The organism is Myroides sp. ZB35 (genome assembly GCF_001865835.1).
GTDB classification, from domain to species: Bacteria; Bacteroidota; Bacteroidia; order Flavobacteriales; family Flavobacteriaceae; genus Flavobacterium; species Flavobacterium odoratimimum.
This window is the reverse complement of record NZ_CP017769.1, coordinates 2,281,814-2,298,891: the sequence shown is the minus strand read 5'-3', so window position 1 is coordinate 2,298,891 and position 17,078 is coordinate 2,281,814. Positions and strand designations below refer to the sequence as shown.

Annotated in this window: 13 protein-coding genes; 3 read left to right on the top strand and 10 right to left on the bottom strand. The window is 33.0% G+C overall.

Going from position 1 to position 17,078, the window contains the following annotated elements; genetic code table 11:
- Nucleotides 1–64: 64 nt before the first annotated feature.
- Entirely contained in the window at nucleotides 65–955 is an 891-nt protein-coding gene (locus BK054_RS10400) for an Imm51 family immunity protein (RefSeq protein WP_071307229.1), read from the bottom strand.
- Nucleotides 956–1,124: 169 nt separating this feature from the next.
- On the bottom strand, nucleotides 1,125–2,303 hold the full coding sequence (locus BK054_RS10395) for a PD-(D/E)XK nuclease family protein (protein WP_071307228.1): 1,179 nt from the start codon (nucleotides 2,301–2,303) through the stop codon (nucleotides 1,125–1,127).
- A 1,392-nt stretch (nucleotides 2,304–3,695) separates the two neighbouring features.
- Between BK054_RS10395 and BK054_RS10385 the strand changes: the two genes are divergently transcribed.
- Nucleotides 3,696–4,160, top strand: a complete 465-nt coding sequence (locus BK054_RS10385) for an SgcJ/EcaC family oxidoreductase (protein WP_006263099.1) — start codon at nucleotides 3,696–3,698, stop codon at nucleotides 4,158–4,160.
- Between the two features lie 8 nt (nucleotides 4,161–4,168).
- Here the strand turns inward: BK054_RS10385 and BK054_RS10380 are convergent, their stop codons facing one another.
- The 7 genes from BK054_RS10380 to BK054_RS10350 form a co-directional block, all read right to left on the bottom strand.
- A complete protein-coding gene (locus BK054_RS10380; protein ID WP_006266536.1) occupies nucleotides 4,169–4,759 on the bottom strand; it encodes a helix-turn-helix domain-containing protein in 591 nt (196 codons plus the stop codon).
- A 450-nt stretch (nucleotides 4,760–5,209) separates the two neighbouring features.
- A complete protein-coding gene (locus tag BK054_RS10375; RefSeq protein WP_006266534.1) occupies nucleotides 5,210–6,529 on the bottom strand; it encodes a DUF4374 domain-containing protein in 1,320 nt (439 codons plus the stop codon).
- A 30-nt stretch (nucleotides 6,530–6,559) separates the two neighbouring features.
- Nucleotides 6,560–8,902 carry a TonB-dependent receptor gene (locus BK054_RS10370; protein WP_006263096.1) on the bottom strand — a complete coding sequence of 781 codons (2,343 nt, stop codon included), beginning with the start codon at nucleotides 8,900–8,902 and terminating at the stop codon, nucleotides 6,560–6,562.
- Between the two features lie 344 nt (nucleotides 8,903–9,246).
- Entirely contained in the window at nucleotides 9,247–10,179 is a 933-nt protein-coding gene (rluF, locus tag BK054_RS10365) for a 23S rRNA pseudouridine(2604) synthase RluF (RefSeq protein ID WP_006263095.1), read from the bottom strand.
- 49 nt (nucleotides 10,180–10,228) lie between these two features.
- The gene (locus tag BK054_RS10360; RefSeq protein WP_006263094.1) at nucleotides 10,229–11,059 is read right to left on the bottom strand and encodes an alpha/beta hydrolase; all 831 of its coding nucleotides are present in this window, start codon (nucleotides 11,057–11,059) and stop codon (nucleotides 10,229–10,231) included.
- A 51-nt stretch (nucleotides 11,060–11,110) separates the two neighbouring features.
- A complete protein-coding gene (locus BK054_RS10355) occupies nucleotides 11,111–11,890 on the bottom strand; it encodes a zinc ribbon domain-containing protein (RefSeq protein ID WP_006266532.1) in 780 nt (259 codons plus the stop codon).
- 2 nt (nucleotides 11,891–11,892) lie between these two features.
- The gene (locus tag BK054_RS10350) at nucleotides 11,893–12,987 is read right to left on the bottom strand and encodes a Nif3-like dinuclear metal center hexameric protein (RefSeq protein ID WP_006266531.1); all 1,095 of its coding nucleotides are present in this window, start codon (nucleotides 12,985–12,987) and stop codon (nucleotides 11,893–11,895) included.
- Nucleotides 12,988–13,055: 68 nt separating this feature from the next.
- On the opposite strand from BK054_RS10350, the gene lpxK reads away from it, so the two are divergent.
- Entirely contained in the window at nucleotides 13,056–14,081 is a 1,026-nt protein-coding gene (lpxK, locus tag BK054_RS10345) for a tetraacyldisaccharide 4'-kinase (protein WP_058699344.1), read from the top strand.
- A complete protein-coding gene (locus tag BK054_RS10340; protein ID WP_006260749.1) occupies nucleotides 14,053–14,865 on the top strand; it encodes a purine-nucleoside phosphorylase in 813 nt (270 codons plus the stop codon). Before lpxK ends, BK054_RS10340 begins: the two co-directional genes overlap by 29 nt.
- Before the next feature lie 312 nt (nucleotides 14,866–15,177).
- Here BK054_RS10340 and BK054_RS10335 read toward each other — a convergent pair whose 3' ends face one another.
- Nucleotides 15,178–16,953 carry a MutS-related protein gene (locus tag BK054_RS10335; RefSeq protein WP_016649760.1) on the bottom strand — a complete coding sequence of 592 codons (1,776 nt, stop codon included), beginning with the start codon at nucleotides 16,951–16,953 and terminating at the stop codon, nucleotides 15,178–15,180.
- Nucleotides 16,954–17,078: the final 125 nt, after the last annotated feature.

The window sequence follows — 17,078 nt, the reverse complement described above, 5'->3', positions numbered from 1 at the left end:
CAAAATCGCCTATTTACAATCATTGTCAACTAATTACCTAAATTAATCACCCTAGCATTGATAGCTACATCATCGCTTCGATTCTCTTTACACTTTCCTCACTAAACAACCAAGAAGCAAACGTGCGTTTTCCATCGGGATGATGCAACAACGTGAACTGAGCCTCATCCCTGACTTTTTTGGATTTATCTTCTAGGTACATACTAACAATTTCTGGAGAAAAACAAGAGGTGTTTGCTAATCCCATGATTCCCAACCAACGCATCGTTGCATTTTTACTTGTCAATGCGCGCATAAAATACGATTGTGTCCGCAAGTCAGGTAAGTGACGATCACAAATAAACACCAAAGCCCAAATAAGTTCTTGTTCGACCTTTGGGTTAGTTTCTTGATCCAAGGCTGTTAAGAAGTAATCAATAGTTTTCGGATGGGATAAATAATGCTTCCAATCTCTAGTTTTTGTTCGAGCTTCTGCATTTATTTTTTTTGCAGCAATTATTTTTTCTTCAGCTGTTCCGCCTTGAATTGCCTGTATATGTTGGTGTTGAACTGGTGTTACTGCTGGATAGGGAACTTGTCGATTAAATTGCGCTTGTTTATCCTCATCCAAGGTCAACACAAAACCAGCCAATAAAAGTTCCTCTGCTTCCTTTAAATCTATACTAAGCGTTAAACTATCGCAAGCCTTATGTTGTTCTTCCCCTCCAGTTATTTCGCGTAATAGTGAGGTCAATTGTAGCAGTACAGCCTTATTGGACGCTGAAGCACTAAACATACCGGCTTCACTATCAAAAGTAATGTCACGAGTCAACTGATGCTCTTTGGCTAATTTTCTTGCCAATCGCTCAACGGAATATCCGCCGCCGTCTATTTCATCAAAATAATGAAAATTGGTGCAAATAATGGAGAAACTAGTGGAGTGTTCCACTAAAATACAAGGAAAAAACTCATTCATCTTCTTCTTATTTATGGCGTGATTTATAGTTAAAATACAGTCTTTGTTTCATTATACTTACTTCTTTTTGCTTTCTGCAGTTTAGTTCTATCCATTAAATTGCTAATAGGAATACTCTTTTCCCTATCTATTGTATCGATTCTATGAGAAAAGTATTCCTTTTATCAGTTTATTTACATAGAATGTTTAAGTACCCCTTCAACTCATCTACAATATTCTCTACCACTTCATCTCTTTTTTCAGGTTTGATTAATTCAAAGACAGTATCTTCAGAAAAGTCAAAGTATTCATATCTCTTTTCTTTAAAAAGTGGTTTAAAATCAGTACTACTTTTCTCTTTCACATTTCTACCAATACTAAAACCATTGGAGTCATTACATACATAATAAGAAGTATTATCTACCTCAAACACAAGAACTGTTATAGCTTTATTATCACTATGTGTTAACTTAGTTACCTGTTCTTTATCAATATCTTCTACTTTAGTACCAAAAGTAACTTCTATAACTTCTTTAAGCTTAACATAAAATTCATAGACTATATGCCATTTTATATGCTTAAATTGATCTTTAATTGTATGATACTTTGCATCTATATCTTTAGACTCAGCTTGCCAAAATTTTTTAGATTCTTCATAGTTCTTTTCTGTGATTTCTTTTAACTTTAAAGCTAATTTTACATCATTTAAGAACTCAAATCGCACTTGCTTATAGTGTTCTATACTTCTTTTTAAATCGCTTTCTTCTGACAAACTATTTAAGCATAAATCCAACCACTTCGCAATATCAGAGAGATGATCTTTTTTATTAAACAATCCTTTCACATCTTCTGGAAAATGCTCATAATACTCAGGATATTTACCATTAATGGTTAAGTACATTATACTCACCACTTCGTGTTTATCATTTGTTGGCTCAATAGCTAACTTATAATAATATCTTGACAGTTGGTACTTTAAATATATATCTTCTTCCTCTGGTTTAGTCTGATCTTTAGCAAATACTTTATTCTCTATTATAATAGCTTGCTTATATTTATTATTAATCAGAATGTCAATGTTGTGTATCTCTCTCCTATTTTGTTCATTAGGATTTACAGTTACTCCATCTAAACTATAGTTTGATACTCCCATTACTTCTAAAAACAAGGCTAAAAATCTTGTCCCTTGCCCATGTGATCCATTAGGATCTAATAAAAAAGAAATAAATCGAGAATGTAGATACTTCTCGTCATGCAGCTTGAACATCACGCGAAAAATATTAAACTGATTATAGTTCGACAGATTATATTCATTACTAATCTGGTCTAATTGCTGTAGAAAACAATCTTTTTGTTTATCTTGATTCATTTACTTTTATTCTTATTAATTATTCTTACTAGACTCAATAACAGTAAAACATATGCCAATGTACCCCTCTTTATTGTCCTCATGAGAATGAGTCAAACGAAAAAACACATCATTAAATATTAGTCCGTATAACAAATAAAGATACTATAAGATAATGTAAGATACTTCAGAAAACATGTGAAGCACCTACTATTTTGAGTAAAAGCAATAAATAACATCTAATTTTAAATTTATTTTATTGCTACATAGAAAAACTAACTTGATATAAAGAATACAACTACTAAATAGCTTTTTAATTAATTCTAAATATCAGTCTTAAATAATAACCATAAAAAACGAACAATTAATAACCTTGTCTGACTTCTTTACTCTAAAAATAGATGATTTACCAATTACCACTTTTTCACCAAACTCCCCTATTCTCTCCGATAAATCTGTTAAAAAATTTGAGTTGATTTTCGTTTGAATTATTTTCAAAAAAAGTGTTGTAAAAACAATACACAAATAGACTTAAACCCCTATGCATGCTAGGATGTAAATTATTGTATCGTGTATTTGTCCTTAGTGTAGTTAAGTTTCTATTTACCTTTAATTAAGTTTCTATGCTTTATACCAAACTCAATTAAATATTTTAAACAGGATAACTCTCTAAAGCATTAATGGATCTATAGAATATCTAAATTCATTGGAACAAGAATTATTAGGAAAAGATTTTAAAATAAGATCTTCTTGGAGTTTCAATTTGCCCTTCGTTAGTATTGGAATAAAATACTATCCTAAAACAGTTAATCAAGAAATACAATCAAATTTAAAACATGAACAGATGAAATTTAAATTCGAGAATAATAAAATTATAGGTATTATCCTAGAGAGTTAAAATAGTTCAATCTTTTAGGTCTAAAAACACATAATTAAAGCTAAATATACACCCCGACAACACAATAATACCATAACAAGTATATCATTTCATAACAAAATACATCAAATTAAATTAGTTAACTAATAATATAAAATAAACACAACAAAACACCTAAAAACAAAATAAAAACAAACAAAGGCTAAAACTAATATTTTTACTAAAATATTCGCTTCCATCAATCAAAAAAACAGGTTTTTATTTAACTTTTTAGTACTTTTTTAATACATTTAAAATCATTATATTTGATTTTAACCTAATTTGCTAAGGTGAGCTATTAGGTGAGTTGGTTTTTTACAAAAAAGACAACAGATTGATTTAAAGATATTTACGAGGAGTGGTTCGAATCCTGCCACCCCGACAAAAAGGAATCACTTTATAGTGGTTCCTTTTTTATTTACACTCACTTTCTTATTCTACATTAACACCTCTTCATGAATCATTGAGTATCTTCGTAATTATAATAAACGATGACAATGACTAGACAAAATCCAGAAGAAATAGTTCAGCAATTTGTAACTGCTTGGAATAAATACGATGCTACCTTACTTGCCGATATTTTTGTAGATGATGCAGACTTTGTCAATGTCACAGGGTTATGGTGGCATAAAAAAGAAGACATTTTTAAAGCTCATGATTATGGCTTACGAGTAATTTTCAAAGAATCTCAACTAGTAATCAAAAGAACCAAGATCAGATACTTAACAGACACTATAGCTATCGTACATGCAAGACTACAATTAAGTAATCAATCAGCATTACAAGAAAATGAAACTCCTCAACTTAGAAACAACTTATTCATTTTCGTAACTCAGAAAATAGAAAAAAATTGGTACTGTATAGCAGCTCAGAATGCCGAAGTACAGAATGGTAAAGAGACTTTTATTAAAAAGGAAGATGGTTCTTTTAAAGCAGTGAATTACAATCAATTTAAAAAGTAAAGACGATTTTAGATATTACATCCTTCCATGGTCTTTTTCTGTTTCAACTCACTAATATACTCTGAAGGCAATACACCTGTATATTTTTTAAAATTAATCGTAAAACGACTATGAGAAGCAAAACCGCTCTTATCTGCTAAATAACTTATCTTATATGTCAGATAATGTGGTTTACTTATTAAAGTATCTACCATATAAGAAATCCTCAATTCATTAATATACGTAGCGAAGTCTTTTTCTTTATACATATTAATGTAGTAAGACACATAGCGATGATTAACTCCTAAGCTTGCAGAAAGATTACTTAGTGATATTGATTTATCCAAGTATTTTCTTTGTTTCTCAAACTCTTTTATTTTTTGACACAGATAACACTCCATGCCTATAGACATATAATTAGTTTGTTTATTAGGATCAGCACTTATTTGTAGCACCTCTTCCTTTAAAGAAGAACCTCTAACTCTTCTTAGCAATCTTTTCGATTTTATTGAACTACTAGATAGTTTCTCATTTATACTCCATATCATACTTTTCTTTAATAGAGAGGCACACTCCATTGTTCTATTGATGATAATACTTAAAAATAATAAGGTCTTCATATTTATACTTTTATCATTATTCAACTATTATCTATACCTATACAGTAGTAACTTCCAAGTCAAATAATATGTGGTGGTGTATTTTATAGTCATGCTATAATGAAGCAGACTATAACTTTAGATTTATTTGATAAAAGTATAATCTCTATAACAGAATGTCACCTTTAAGGGGGTGGACAAAGGGGTGGACTTAACACAATTCACATGATATAAGTGTTTTAAAAAGCAATACATCTCATTAATAGTACACTCACTTTCAGATAAACATATACTTATTTAAAGATATAGTATCAAAGTTTTTTATATCTCTAATGCCTATTTATAGTTAGCTGCATATTTTTTAATTCTACATCCTTATCCTCTTCAACAAAAAAAGAGGCTATACAAACTGTATAACCTCTTATAATAAACAACCCTAATTTATTTCGAATACTTTATATAATTAAATTATTATTTTTCTACATTAATTTTACCAATTGTACCAATACTTCCATCAGCTAGATCTTTAATTTCAAGACCTTTAGTTACTTTAGCAGTTGCCAAATCTAATGTATATACAAATGATTTAGACTCAGCTGTAACAGGTAAGTAAACATCTGATCCATCTATAAATGGAGCTTGAGCTTGTTTTATATTTTCAGCATCTGGCAATCCTTCTATCCATTTAAATTCTCCTGTTGTACCATCAAATATCGCCAGTTTATTGTATGGTGTACTTAATGAATTCCAAGCAATAGCAATATCAGCATTCATATTTAACAAGAACTTATTGTTAGTAAGTGCGTATACTTTATGAACTTTATGTCCCCCTGATAATGACTCAATGTCATATTGATAATTTTTATCAAACTCTAAAGTTTTAGTATTAAATCTTAAAACAGAAGAAGGAATTGGAGAAAAAGAAGGTTTATCTTTACCTAACATAGCATTAGGAGAGAATACATAAACAAATCCATCATTTCCAGATGCAATAGTTGATATACGACTAGAACGATAACGAGCTACTGCAAAACTCATTCTATCATCTTTCACTACTTTTTCTAACTGTACTCTCTTATTTACATCCGTTTCGCTCTCATTAAATTTAAATACAGCTAACCACACTCTACTTCGGTAAGCAGAAGTATTATCTTCTTTCTCATCTTTGGTGATTTTAAATGGTTCGATAGCCATAACAAAACGATCATTACCAATCGTCTCAAGACCTGCGAAGTTAGCATACTCTCCTTTTTCTGCAATGTTTTCTACATTAATATAAGAAGTAAAATTAATTCTTCCTGTATTTCCATCTATGAAGTTAAAAGCCTGAGCCTTTTCTCCTGTAGTTAATTTCAAACCACCAGTTGTAGCGATCATATATTTACCGAAATTCGTAATAAACTCCTCACGAGTAGGTAGGTCAACTGTAGTATGTTTACTCAATTTTCCAGCAGGTGTTAATAACCAGCTCTGCATTCCAGAAGGATCTCCTTTTCTATATTCAAAAACATAAGCTCTATTTCCTCCATAAGTATAAACTGTAGTTCCTAATGCCGTTAATCCATTTCCCTTAGCAGATATTTCTCCAGATTTAAGGTCATTGGTAGTCAGTAATAAGTTCGTTTTAGAAGCACTTGCCCCGATTACGTACTTCCACTCTACTTTATTTCCTCCATCAGTTCCACCTTCTTCAGGTGTAGGAGTACTATTGTCATCAGAAGAACAACTAGTCACCGACAATGCCCCAAATATCATAGCAAAAGCAAATGTCGAAAAAACTCTTTTTTTCATTTTAATTGTATTTATTATAGATTAGTAATTTTAGTATGTATAGCGTATTTTAAACATGAAGTTTCTTCCTGGTTTTTGGAAACTATAGTTATCATAAGCTAGTTTATCGAATAGGTTATTAGCCTCTACGGTTAAGTGTATTTTATTATTAAATAAACTGTATGAAGCACTTAGATCGTGCACAGCTTGAGACGGAATCCATATAGGATCTTCACCGATTCCTTTAAAATCGTAGCTATAATGATCTATATAGCGAAGGTTATACCCTATATTTAAATTGTTGTTTTTCTTTCCTAAATCTTTAATAATAATCCCCACATCTGCTGATCCGAAGAAATAAGGCTCATTAGGAATTCTCTCATTGTAGTATGGGTTCTCTACTCCATAATCTCCAATAGTATATTTTTGTTTACTTCTGATATTTTGAGAAGTTAAACTACCTCCTGCATATATAAAATCATTGTACGTATAACGAGCTTCCACATTGATACCATAGCTCTCTACTCCTCCGATATTCACACTAGTTGCACGAGATCCTGAACCATAAGGATTACTGCGGATATAATCTTTAGTATCTCTGTATACAAAACCTGCATCTACGAATACAGCATGTATTTTGTTAATCACACCTGAGTAACTGATATTAAGGTTATAGTTTTTACCCTGTTCTGGTTTTAGACCTGTATTTCCCCATACTAAGTCTCCATCTCCAAATAACTCGCTATCAGTAGGTAGTCTAAATGTATTTTCATAAGAAGCCTTGAACTGTAGATCTTTCCACAGGTATGTAGCAGCGATACCGTACCCTGTTTTATCTACTTTAGTGCTTTCACTTTGATAAGTATGTTTGATACTGTAGTGTTTACCGAATAGAGATACATTCAGATTATCTAGAATATTATAACGATAAGACAGTGCCATAATATTTTTAAAACTACTTCTTTTTATCTCACTGTTCTTTTCTGATTGAGTTTCTTTTACAGCTAATGGATCTTTTGTCTTTCTGTTGAAGTAGTACATCACATCATTAAAACTAAATGAGTGCTTGTCATTTAATTTATAATTTACATTAAAAGTAGTTGAACCATTATGATCATAGAACTTAGTCATAGAAGGCCCTCCACCAGACTCACCTTGTTTTAACGTTTTGATACGTTCACCTGCCCAGTTATATTTATAAGAAGAGGTATCTATATTTTGATTATACCCTCCATTATAATTAGATGTAATACTTACATCTAATCCATCTATAAATAGGTTCTTCTTGCTATATTCTAATGAAGGCATAATTGTTACAGAACGACGTTTCTTATCTCCAAACACTTTCTCCATAATAGTACCTGTCTGCACACCGCGTTTTCCTTCTCCATAAGTAAATCCAAGCATCAGTCGGTCAGCATAAGACTTATCTACCACCCCTACTTTAGCTACTACAGTAGCAGTTTGGAATCGATCATTAAAGCGTCTTACCCATTGTTTCTCTTTAGAATAAACCCCAGATTGTAGATCTACCACAGGGACTAATACTTTATAATCATTATCTGAGTAGTTCTGAAAAGCATTTAACTGAGCTACTATACCATTATTAAAGGCTTTACTCACATTCAGATGACTCTTGTATGTATGGAATGAACCAGTAGTAAATGAAGCATCTATTTTAGTCTCTTTAGATTTGTTTGTGATAATATTCACTACTCCTCCTAAGGCATCAGATCCGAACTCCACAGGCACTACACCTTTATAAACTTCGATTCTGTCAACCATTGTGATCGGTAAGTTGTTTATTTTAAACTCACTACCAAATCCTTCCATAGGTACACCATCTATAAAGAATCGAATGTGTTTACCACTAAATCCATTCATTGAGAAATTATAGTCAGATCCCTCCCCACCATCTTTACGCACTTTCACACCAGATACTCTATCAAGTGCTCCAGCTACATCTAATGACGTATTGTAAAGTGGCTTTGCATCTATAGCAACTACGTTATAAGCAGATTCTCTAACTTTCTCGATAGGCTGTTTTACTTGTAGTACTACATTGTCTAAGAAAGAGTTATTCGTATCAAGTTTGAAGTTATGTATTATACTCTCTCCTGCTTTCACCTCAAATGAGTACTCTTTAGACTCATAACTGACGTGTTGTACAACTAATTTGTACTTACCAGGTCTTTTTGTTTTAATAGTATATCGTCCTTTATTATCAGTTAACTCACTATGATGAGTATCTAATAAGCTGACTGTAGCATAATCAATAGGTTCGCCATTCGCATCTTGTACAATACCAGAAATAACAACTGGCTTTTCTTGTGCAAAAGAAGTAAACTGACCTATATTAAAAATTGCAAAAATTAATAGTAGATAGTGTTTCATTGTTCTAAGAACTTAATGTTGTGTTAGTAATTATATTATTTAGATTAATTATAAATTGAAAGCAAATATATTTACTTATAACTAAACAACCATAATAACTTAGACTAAATATAAATAGATACACAAAAGAGACAATAATCGTCATCGTAATATTCTAAAAACAAAACACAATAACCTTTAATATTTTACTAAAATTTACATATTATTAACTAATAACTTTTATAAATAAAAAAAGTCAGAATTACCCATAATTCTGACTTTATACACAAAATGCACTATTTAATCTTATTAATTCTAAATAAAAGAGCTTTAGAGATTAGTACAAATAAAAAAAGAGAACTAAACTAGTTCTCTCTTCTTCTATTTCTTAATCTTTCGTTCTTCACCTCTTTTGGTTTGTTCACGCTATTATTGCGTTCTCTATCGAAGTTTCTTCTCGGTCTTCTATCCTCACGATTTCCGTCTCCTCTTCTTCCCTCTCTTCCAGAATCTCTTCCTGTAGTCATTCTACGACGAACACTCTGTTGACTCTCTTGATTTTTATTTAGACTAGCTTCCTCTGTCATTACAGAAGGCTCTATTAAGCGATTAAGCTCATCTAATTCTGCTTTTGTCAAGTCTCTATAAGTTCCCACAGGTACATCTAGAGAAATATTGATAATACGTATCCTTTTTAATGCTACTACATCATAGTCAAAATACTCACACATACGTCTAATCTGTCTGTTTAAACCTTGAGTAAGGAATATTCTAAACACAGTCTTGCTGATCTGTTCTACTCTACACTTCTTAGTCACTGTGTCTAATATAGGTACTCCAGCTCCCATACGTTGAATAAAACGATCTGTAATAGGCTTGTTTACAGTAACAATATACTCTTTCTCATGATCGTTCTTTTGACGCAATATCTTATTCACGATATCTCCATCATTCGTCATCAGAATAAGCCCTTCACTGTCCTTATCTAATCGTCCTACTGGAAAGATGCGTTTTGGATAATTAATATAATCCACGATATTATCGCGTACACTCGTATTAGTAGTACACTCAATACCGATAGGTTTATAAAAAGCTAAATAAACATTCTCTTCATTTTTATTAACGATTAATTGTCCATTTACGCGTATCTCATCATCTTCAGACACTTTTGTCCCCATCTCTGGCACTACACCATTGACAGTGACTCTCCCCTCATCTATAAGTCTATCTGCTTCTCTTCTAGAACAAAAACCTACTTCAGACAAATATTTATTTAAACGTGTTTGCATTTTTTCCATATCACAAAATTAGCTATTTTATTTGCTATTAAACAATGCTATAGCGAAGCTAATTCATAAAATAATTCTTAATTTTTTCGAAGACAATTCTATCTTGAACAGAATGTCCTAATCCTTCTGTATAATAAACCTCTATTCCCTTTTGGTTGGCGAAATCATGAAAAACTGTACACTCAGCCAATTCTACTACTACATCCTCTTTATCGTGAATAATCAATGTCTGATTAGACAGTGATTTTATAAAGTTACGACTAGCATACTCTCCCATATCCATATCGATTAACCCTTCTAAGAATCGTAACAAATCGCTAGATACTTTCTTCCAGTATCCTAACATGCCAATATAATTATCAATTACATGCTGAAAACGATCTAGACAAGCCATTAAAACAACCTTCTCTACAAAGTCATATTTCACTACACTCATCTGGTGTAATAGAGCAAACGCTCCTAGAGAATGAGCTACAACATACTGTGGTCTAAACGCTCGTAAACAATGATCCATCAAGTGTGAATAATCGATAACACTCAGATTACTTCCATCGCTAAGGCCAAGTCCCATCGCATCTATACTGATATACTGGTACTGGTCATCTAAATAAGTCACTAGTTCTTCCCAACGACCAGCATTACTCTCCCATCCGTGAAACAACATCATTAACGGCAACTCTGATCGTTCCTGATTCCAGCGATAGCATTGAATACTCAGTCCATCGTAGACAAATCTATCTTGATGAGCTTCAGATAAAAAGTATGGAATATCTCTTCGCTTAAGTTGCCCTTTACGAGGAGTAGAGAATAACTTATAAGCAATAGCACATGCTCTCTTAGGAGCAAATAACGACAATAAATTAATCAATAAACCTAGACACTTAACCATATATAACTTCTAGAAATAAAAAAAGCCTCTTTCACAAGAGGCTTTCTGATATTATAATTTAGCTATAATAGCTTCAATTTTTTCTCTTTCTTCTTCAGCTAAAGCACTATCAACTAAAATACGTCCACTGTGCTCATCCGTAATAATCTTCTTACGTGCCGCAATCTCTACTTGAGTTTGTGGTGGAATAGTAAAGTAAGATCCTCCTGATGCACCACGCTCGATAGATACAACAGCTAAACCGTTACGAACACCATTTCTGATTCTGTTATAAGCTACTAATAAACGATCTTCGATATCTTGTTTGAACTCTTCTGATTTCTCTAATAAGATTTTCTCTTCACGCTCAGTCTCAGACATAATGCTGTTTAATTCAGCTTCTTTATGTCCTAAGTGCTCTTTTCTAGCAGCTAACTTAGTTTCTGTCTCTGCAATTGTGTTTTTCTTGTGCTCGATGCTAACTTTCATCTCTTTGATGTGTTTTTCAGCAAGCTCAATCTCTAACTTCTGGAACTCAATCTCTTTTTCTAATGAGTTAAACTCTCTATTGTTTTTAACCTCATTTTGTTGCTCAGTATATCTTACGATAGCAGCTTTGAATTCCTCAATAGCAGCTTTTTTATCCTTAATACTCGCTTCGATATTACTTAAGTCTATATTTGATTTCTCTAAGCGTTTGTTCAGTCCAGCAACCTCATCTTGTAGATCTTCAACTTCAAGAGGCAATTCTCCTCTCATATTTCTGATTTCGTCAATTCTTGAGTCAATCAATTGCAAGTCATAAAGTGCTCTTAACTTCTCTTCAACGGTTAATTCTTTTTTCTTTGTCATCATTATAAGTAGTTAACTGGATTCGTATTTACTGTTGATAAAATAACTGCAAAAGTAGTTATTTTTTTTGAAAGAAAGTCAGTTATATAATTTTTTGTATACCTTTCACTTTCAAAATGCCCTATATCAGCTAAAACCAACTGACTTTCAGCTTGGTAATAATCGTGATATTTCAAATCTGAGGTGATATAGGCATCTACTTTCTGTGATAATGCAGCTCCTATTGCAAAACTTCCAGAGCCTCCTAACACAGCTACTCTCTTTATCGGCTTCCCTAATAACGCACTATGTCTAATACCTCCAGTTCCTGTTTTAGCTTTGACCATCTGTAAGAATGCTACCTCATCCATCTCTTCCTCTAGTTCACCTATCATCCCCATTCCTACATTTTGTAGTTTATTCTCTAGAGTATATATTTCATACGCTTTCTCCTCATAGAAGTCTAAGTCAAACAAGGCTTTTAATACCTTACCTTGTAGATGCTTCTCAAATATTACTTCTACTTTGACCTCCTCTACTTCTTCATATTTTAGTGGTTCTCCTATAACAGGACTACTCTTCTCATTTCCTCTGAAACTTCCCTTGCCCTCCGTGGTAAAACTGCACAAATCATAATTACCTATAGCACCAGCTCCTGCATTAAACAGTGCCTTTCTCACTTCATCTGCATTCACACGAGGAGCGTAAGTCACTAGCTTTTGGATATAGTTCTCTTTCGGTATTAATATACTTGTGTTCTTTAATCCTAGTGTATCACAGAAGATCTTATTCACCCCTTCCTGATGATTGTCTAATGCAGTATGTATAGCATAGATTGCGATATCGTGTTTGATCGCTTTAATTACAGCTCTCTCTACATAGCTCTTTCCTGTTATCTTCTTTAATCCAGAAAACAGGATTGGGTGAAAGCATACTACCATATTACACTTCTTCTCTATCGCCTCGTCTATCACGGTCTCTAAAGCATCATGACAGACTAGGATCCCACTTACTTCTAAGTTATAGTCCCCTACTAATAACCCGACATTATCAAATCCCTCTGCATACGATAACGGTGTCATCTCTTCTAACACAGTGATTACTTCTCTTAACTTCATTTCTCAAATAATTTTGAACTGTAATTTATATATTTTCTCAAAGATAAAAAAATTGGTAATTTCGTATTATGGAATTACTGCGAAAATTACTCTTCCCTTTTGCCATCTTATATGGCGGGATCACTTCCCTGCGCAATTACCTTTATTCAATAAATATATTGAAGAGAACCTCTTTTAGTACACCTACTATAGTAGTAGGTAACTTAAGTGTAGGTGGTACTGGTAAAACGCCTATGGTGGAATACATAATACGACTTTTAAAAGACAAATACAAAATAGCGACTCTTAGTAGAGGGTATAAACGCAAAAGTGAGGGCTTCTTCCTCGCAGATGAACATACGACTATGGAGCAAATCGGTGATGAACCTTTCCAATATCATCACAAGTTTGACAATATCGCTGTAGCAGTAGATGCAAAAAGAGTAAACGGAATAGAGAATATCCTAAAACGAAGAACAGATACTCAAGCCATCGTTCTAGATGATGCTTTTCAGCACCTAGCTGTAAAAGGTGGTTTTAATATTCTACTGACTACTTATGATGAACCGTACTATAGCGATTATATGTTGCCGACAGGTAACCTTAGAGAAAGTCGTAGAGGAGCGAAACGAGCAGATATCATCATCGTCACCAAATGCCCTCCTACACTATCTCTATCAGAACAAAACTCGATTGTTAAAAAATTAAATCTCAAACTGGGACAATTGTCTTTTTTTACGTATATTGAATTCAGTAAACTTGCATATTCAAAGGCTGATTCTATCTCAGTAAAAGACTTAAAAAAAGAAGAGTTTTTAATGGTAGCTGGTATTGCTAAACCACAAAGTTTTTTTGACCATCTAAAGGGCGATAAAACAATTTGTTTAACATTTCCTGACCATCATCATTTTTCATCTACTGACATTGAGTTAATTTTGAACAAAGCAAAAGAGAATAAGATTATTACAACAGAGAAAGATTATGTCCGCTTAAATGGACTAATCCCCTCGAATAAATTATATTATTTACCAATTCAGACTTCCTTTTTAAACAATCAAGAGGAGTTTGATAAAACAATTTTAAACTATGTGGGAGCAAGTACAAGAAACGGTTAAGTATTTAATTGAAAAGACACAATTCAAACCTGAGATAGGTATTGTATTGGGGTCAGGATTAGGAAACCTTACTGCTGATATTAAAATAGAGCATGAAATTCCTTACTCAGAAATTCCTAATTTTCCAGTATCTACTGTACAAGGACACAAAGGTGCTTTAATCTTTGGTACGATTGGTAATAAAAAAGTAATGGCTATGCAAGGTCGTTTCCATTACTACGAAGGATACGAAATGGTAAAAACAGTATTCCCTATCAGAGTAATGAAGTATATGGGAGTAGAAACATTGATCGTATCTAATGCTTCAGGAGGTGTTAACCCTACATTTAAAGTAGGAGACATTATGATCATCACAGATCATATCAATGCATTCCCTGATCATCCTCTAAGAGGACATAATGATGAGCGCTTCGGACCTCGTTTCGTAAACATGAATGATGCGTATACAGGAACTTTAGTTAAGAAAGCACAAGAAATAGCTAAAGCGAAAAACTTCGATATTAAACAAGGAGTATACTACGGATTACAAGGACCAACTTTTGAAACATTAGCGGAGTATAAAATGGTACGCGTTGTAGGAGCAGACTGTGTAGGTATGTCTACAGTACCAGAAGTAATCGTAGCTCGTCACATGGATATGAAAGTATTCGGTATCTCTGTTATCTCAGATATGGGGAATGAAGAAGGTATCGTAGAAGCACATCACGAAGATGTACTTAGAGCTGTAGAAGCTGCTGAGCCTATCGCTCGTGAGCTTATTAATGAGTTAATTAAGACTATGTAATTAGTTTTTCTTATAATGTAATTTTTAGAGATACTTCTTCTGCAGAAGTATCTCTTTTTTTTGAGACCTGTTTAGATTCTCTTCGTGGTTTTCTTTAAGAATACTACAGAGAACCTAAACAGGTTCTTTTTTTCACCTTCTGTCTTCTGCTAGTATCATAATGGCAGTTTTATCGCATAGTGATCGCATTAAAAACAGCCAAAACTATGCGAGCAGTATGCCACCACTATGCGATAACTATGCGACCACTCCAATAAATGGCACAAAAAAAAGCCACCGAAGTGACTTTTTTGAATTCTCTATTGCTATAAATTAATCTATAATTTCCATTTTTTTCATAATGAATGTCGCATTCTTATTCTGACATACACCATCTCTTATCTTGTAGTCAAAGTGTAAATCATCTTCTTTTATCTCCACCTCAAAACATTTATTGATTAGAATATCAGGGAATTTATTCGTTGTCTCACATACCTCTAAATCATGAGTAGCGATCACACCATAGGTCTTCTCCCTAATCAACTTATGGATCACTCCTATCGTCCCGCTCTGCTTATCATCAGAGTTCGTCCCTCTAAGTATCTCATCTAGTAGTACGAAGCATGGTTCTTCTCTCACCTGTTCGATAATCATCTTTAGCCTTTTCACCTCTGCATAGAAGTAAGACTCACTATCTTCTAATGAATCTGTCAGTCTCATCGATACAAATAACGGCAGTGGGAAGAAAGTAGCTTTCGTAGCACAGATAGGCGCTCCTATACTAGCTAATACAAGGTTAACCCCTATGGTACGCAAGAAAGTACTCTTACCAGACATATTAGATCCTGTCAGAATCACAAAGCGTTGGTTGCTAAAGTTGATATCATTACAGACTCTCTTCTTCTCATTTAGCAGTGGATGCCCTAGATCTTTAAACTTCATCTCTCCCTCTTCACTGATAGTAGGGAAGGTATAATGTCTGTTGTTATAAGAGAAGTTCGCTAACGAATTAAGCGCTTCTACCTCTCCTATGATCTCTATTGCTTTAGGTACAAGATGTCCTTTGCTCTTTTTCCATTCTAAAAATCGGTGTAATACGTGCACATGATACTGCACAAAACCGTTAAAGACAACCATCACAAAGATATTAGCCACAGTCTCTAACTGTTCGAATAATTTTGATAGTTCTTTTAACTCTTTACTCGCTTGAAAAGAATCTTTATTTAATTCACTGATATAGGATTTCATTTTATCTGTAGTGAAAGTCTCTCTTTCTATACGCTTAATGATAGAACTACAGCTCTCTATAGTCTCATGTACCTTATCTGCTCCTCCTAGCTCTGCCTGAATATTCTTTATCTGTGATAAAGTCAGTATTAAGTTAAAAGAGAATAAGGTAGAGATCACATATCCCATAAAGTCAAGGTCTAACAGAAAGTATAAAACAATCGAAATCCCTAATAGTACAGGTAACACATAGCTTAATGCACGGCCAAGTTTACTAATAGGTACTACGGCTGTGTCACTCCATTTCTTTAATCTTGTATACGCTTTCTCATCTAGATTAGACAACTTGCTATAAGCATTTATCTCATGTCTCCATTCTACCTTCTGAGAAAGTTCTTTAATCGCTTCTTGATTATCTAAAATAGCCTCTGAAGTCAATTTGCCTTTTAATAAATCTGCAAGCTTTTGTTTTCCTATAAACGTTGCTGTTCTATTTAGGTATTGATACAAAGATTTATGTCCAAAGATATCTAAGTCAAAAGCATAAGGATGTTCTGTAGTCTTAAACTCTTCTCCTGAATCAAAAGGTCTTTTATCCTCTTCTAAGAAGGCAAGCTCATCTGTATTAATCTCTTTAAGAGCCTGTACATAGCGCATTTTCCAAGAGTACTCTACATGTACACGTAGTAATACTAAGAAAGCAACAATAAGCCCTCCTGTAATATATAAATAAAAAGTATCCGCGTTAGCCAAAGCTAGATAGAAGAAATAAATAATAGCGAAGAAAACGATCAAGCGTATTGCTCCTACTATTTTATATTTACTTCTTATAGCATTGTATTTAGTATTAAATAATAACTGTCTTTTGTTATAAATTTCCATTGATAATTTATTTTTTTTGCCATACCGCCTCTAATGAGACATCAACAAATATACACCAATAAAAATATCTTGTTCATTAATTCTAGTTATAATATTGAGAATCTATTGTGAAAATAGGGGAATAA

Excerpts from the sequence above, each read along its gene's own strand:
- BK054_RS10400 (WP_071307229.1), bottom strand. The coding sequence starts at position 955 with ATGAATGAGTTTTTTCCTTGTATTTTAGTGGAACACTCCACTAGTTTC.
- BK054_RS10395 (WP_071307228.1), bottom strand. The coding sequence starts at position 2,303 with ATGAATCAAGATAAACAAAAAGATTGTTTTCTACAGCAATTAGACCAG.
- BK054_RS10385 (WP_006263099.1), top strand. The coding sequence starts at position 3,696 with ATGACTAGACAAAATCCAGAAGAAATAGTTCAGCAATTTGTAACTGCT.
- BK054_RS10380 (WP_006266536.1), bottom strand. The coding sequence starts at position 4,759 with ATGAAGACCTTATTATTTTTAAGTATTATCATCAATAGAACAATGGAG.
- BK054_RS10375 (WP_006266534.1), bottom strand. The coding sequence starts at position 6,529 with ATGAAAAAAAGAGTTTTTTCGACATTTGCTTTTGCTATGATATTTGGG.
- BK054_RS10370 (WP_006263096.1), bottom strand. The coding sequence starts at position 8,902 with ATGAAACACTATCTACTATTAATTTTTGCAATTTTTAATATAGGTCAG.
- rluF (WP_006263095.1), bottom strand. The coding sequence starts at position 10,179 with ATGGAAAAAATGCAAACACGTTTAAATAAATATTTGTCTGAAGTAGGT.
- BK054_RS10360 (WP_006263094.1), bottom strand. The coding sequence starts at position 11,059 with ATGGTTAAGTGTCTAGGTTTATTGATTAATTTATTGTCGTTATTTGCT.
- BK054_RS10355 (WP_006266532.1), bottom strand. The coding sequence starts at position 11,890 with ATGACAAAGAAAAAAGAATTAACCGTTGAAGAGAAGTTAAGAGCACTT.
- BK054_RS10350 (WP_006266531.1), bottom strand. The coding sequence starts at position 12,987 with ATGAAGTTAAGAGAAGTAATCACTGTGTTAGAAGAGATGACACCGTTA.
- lpxK (WP_058699344.1), top strand. The coding sequence starts at position 13,056 with ATGGAATTACTGCGAAAATTACTCTTCCCTTTTGCCATCTTATATGGC.
- BK054_RS10340 (WP_006260749.1), top strand. The coding sequence starts at position 14,053 with ATGTGGGAGCAAGTACAAGAAACGGTTAAGTATTTAATTGAAAAGACA.
- BK054_RS10335 (WP_016649760.1), bottom strand. The coding sequence starts at position 16,953 with ATGGAAATTTATAACAAAAGACAGTTATTATTTAATACTAAATACAAT.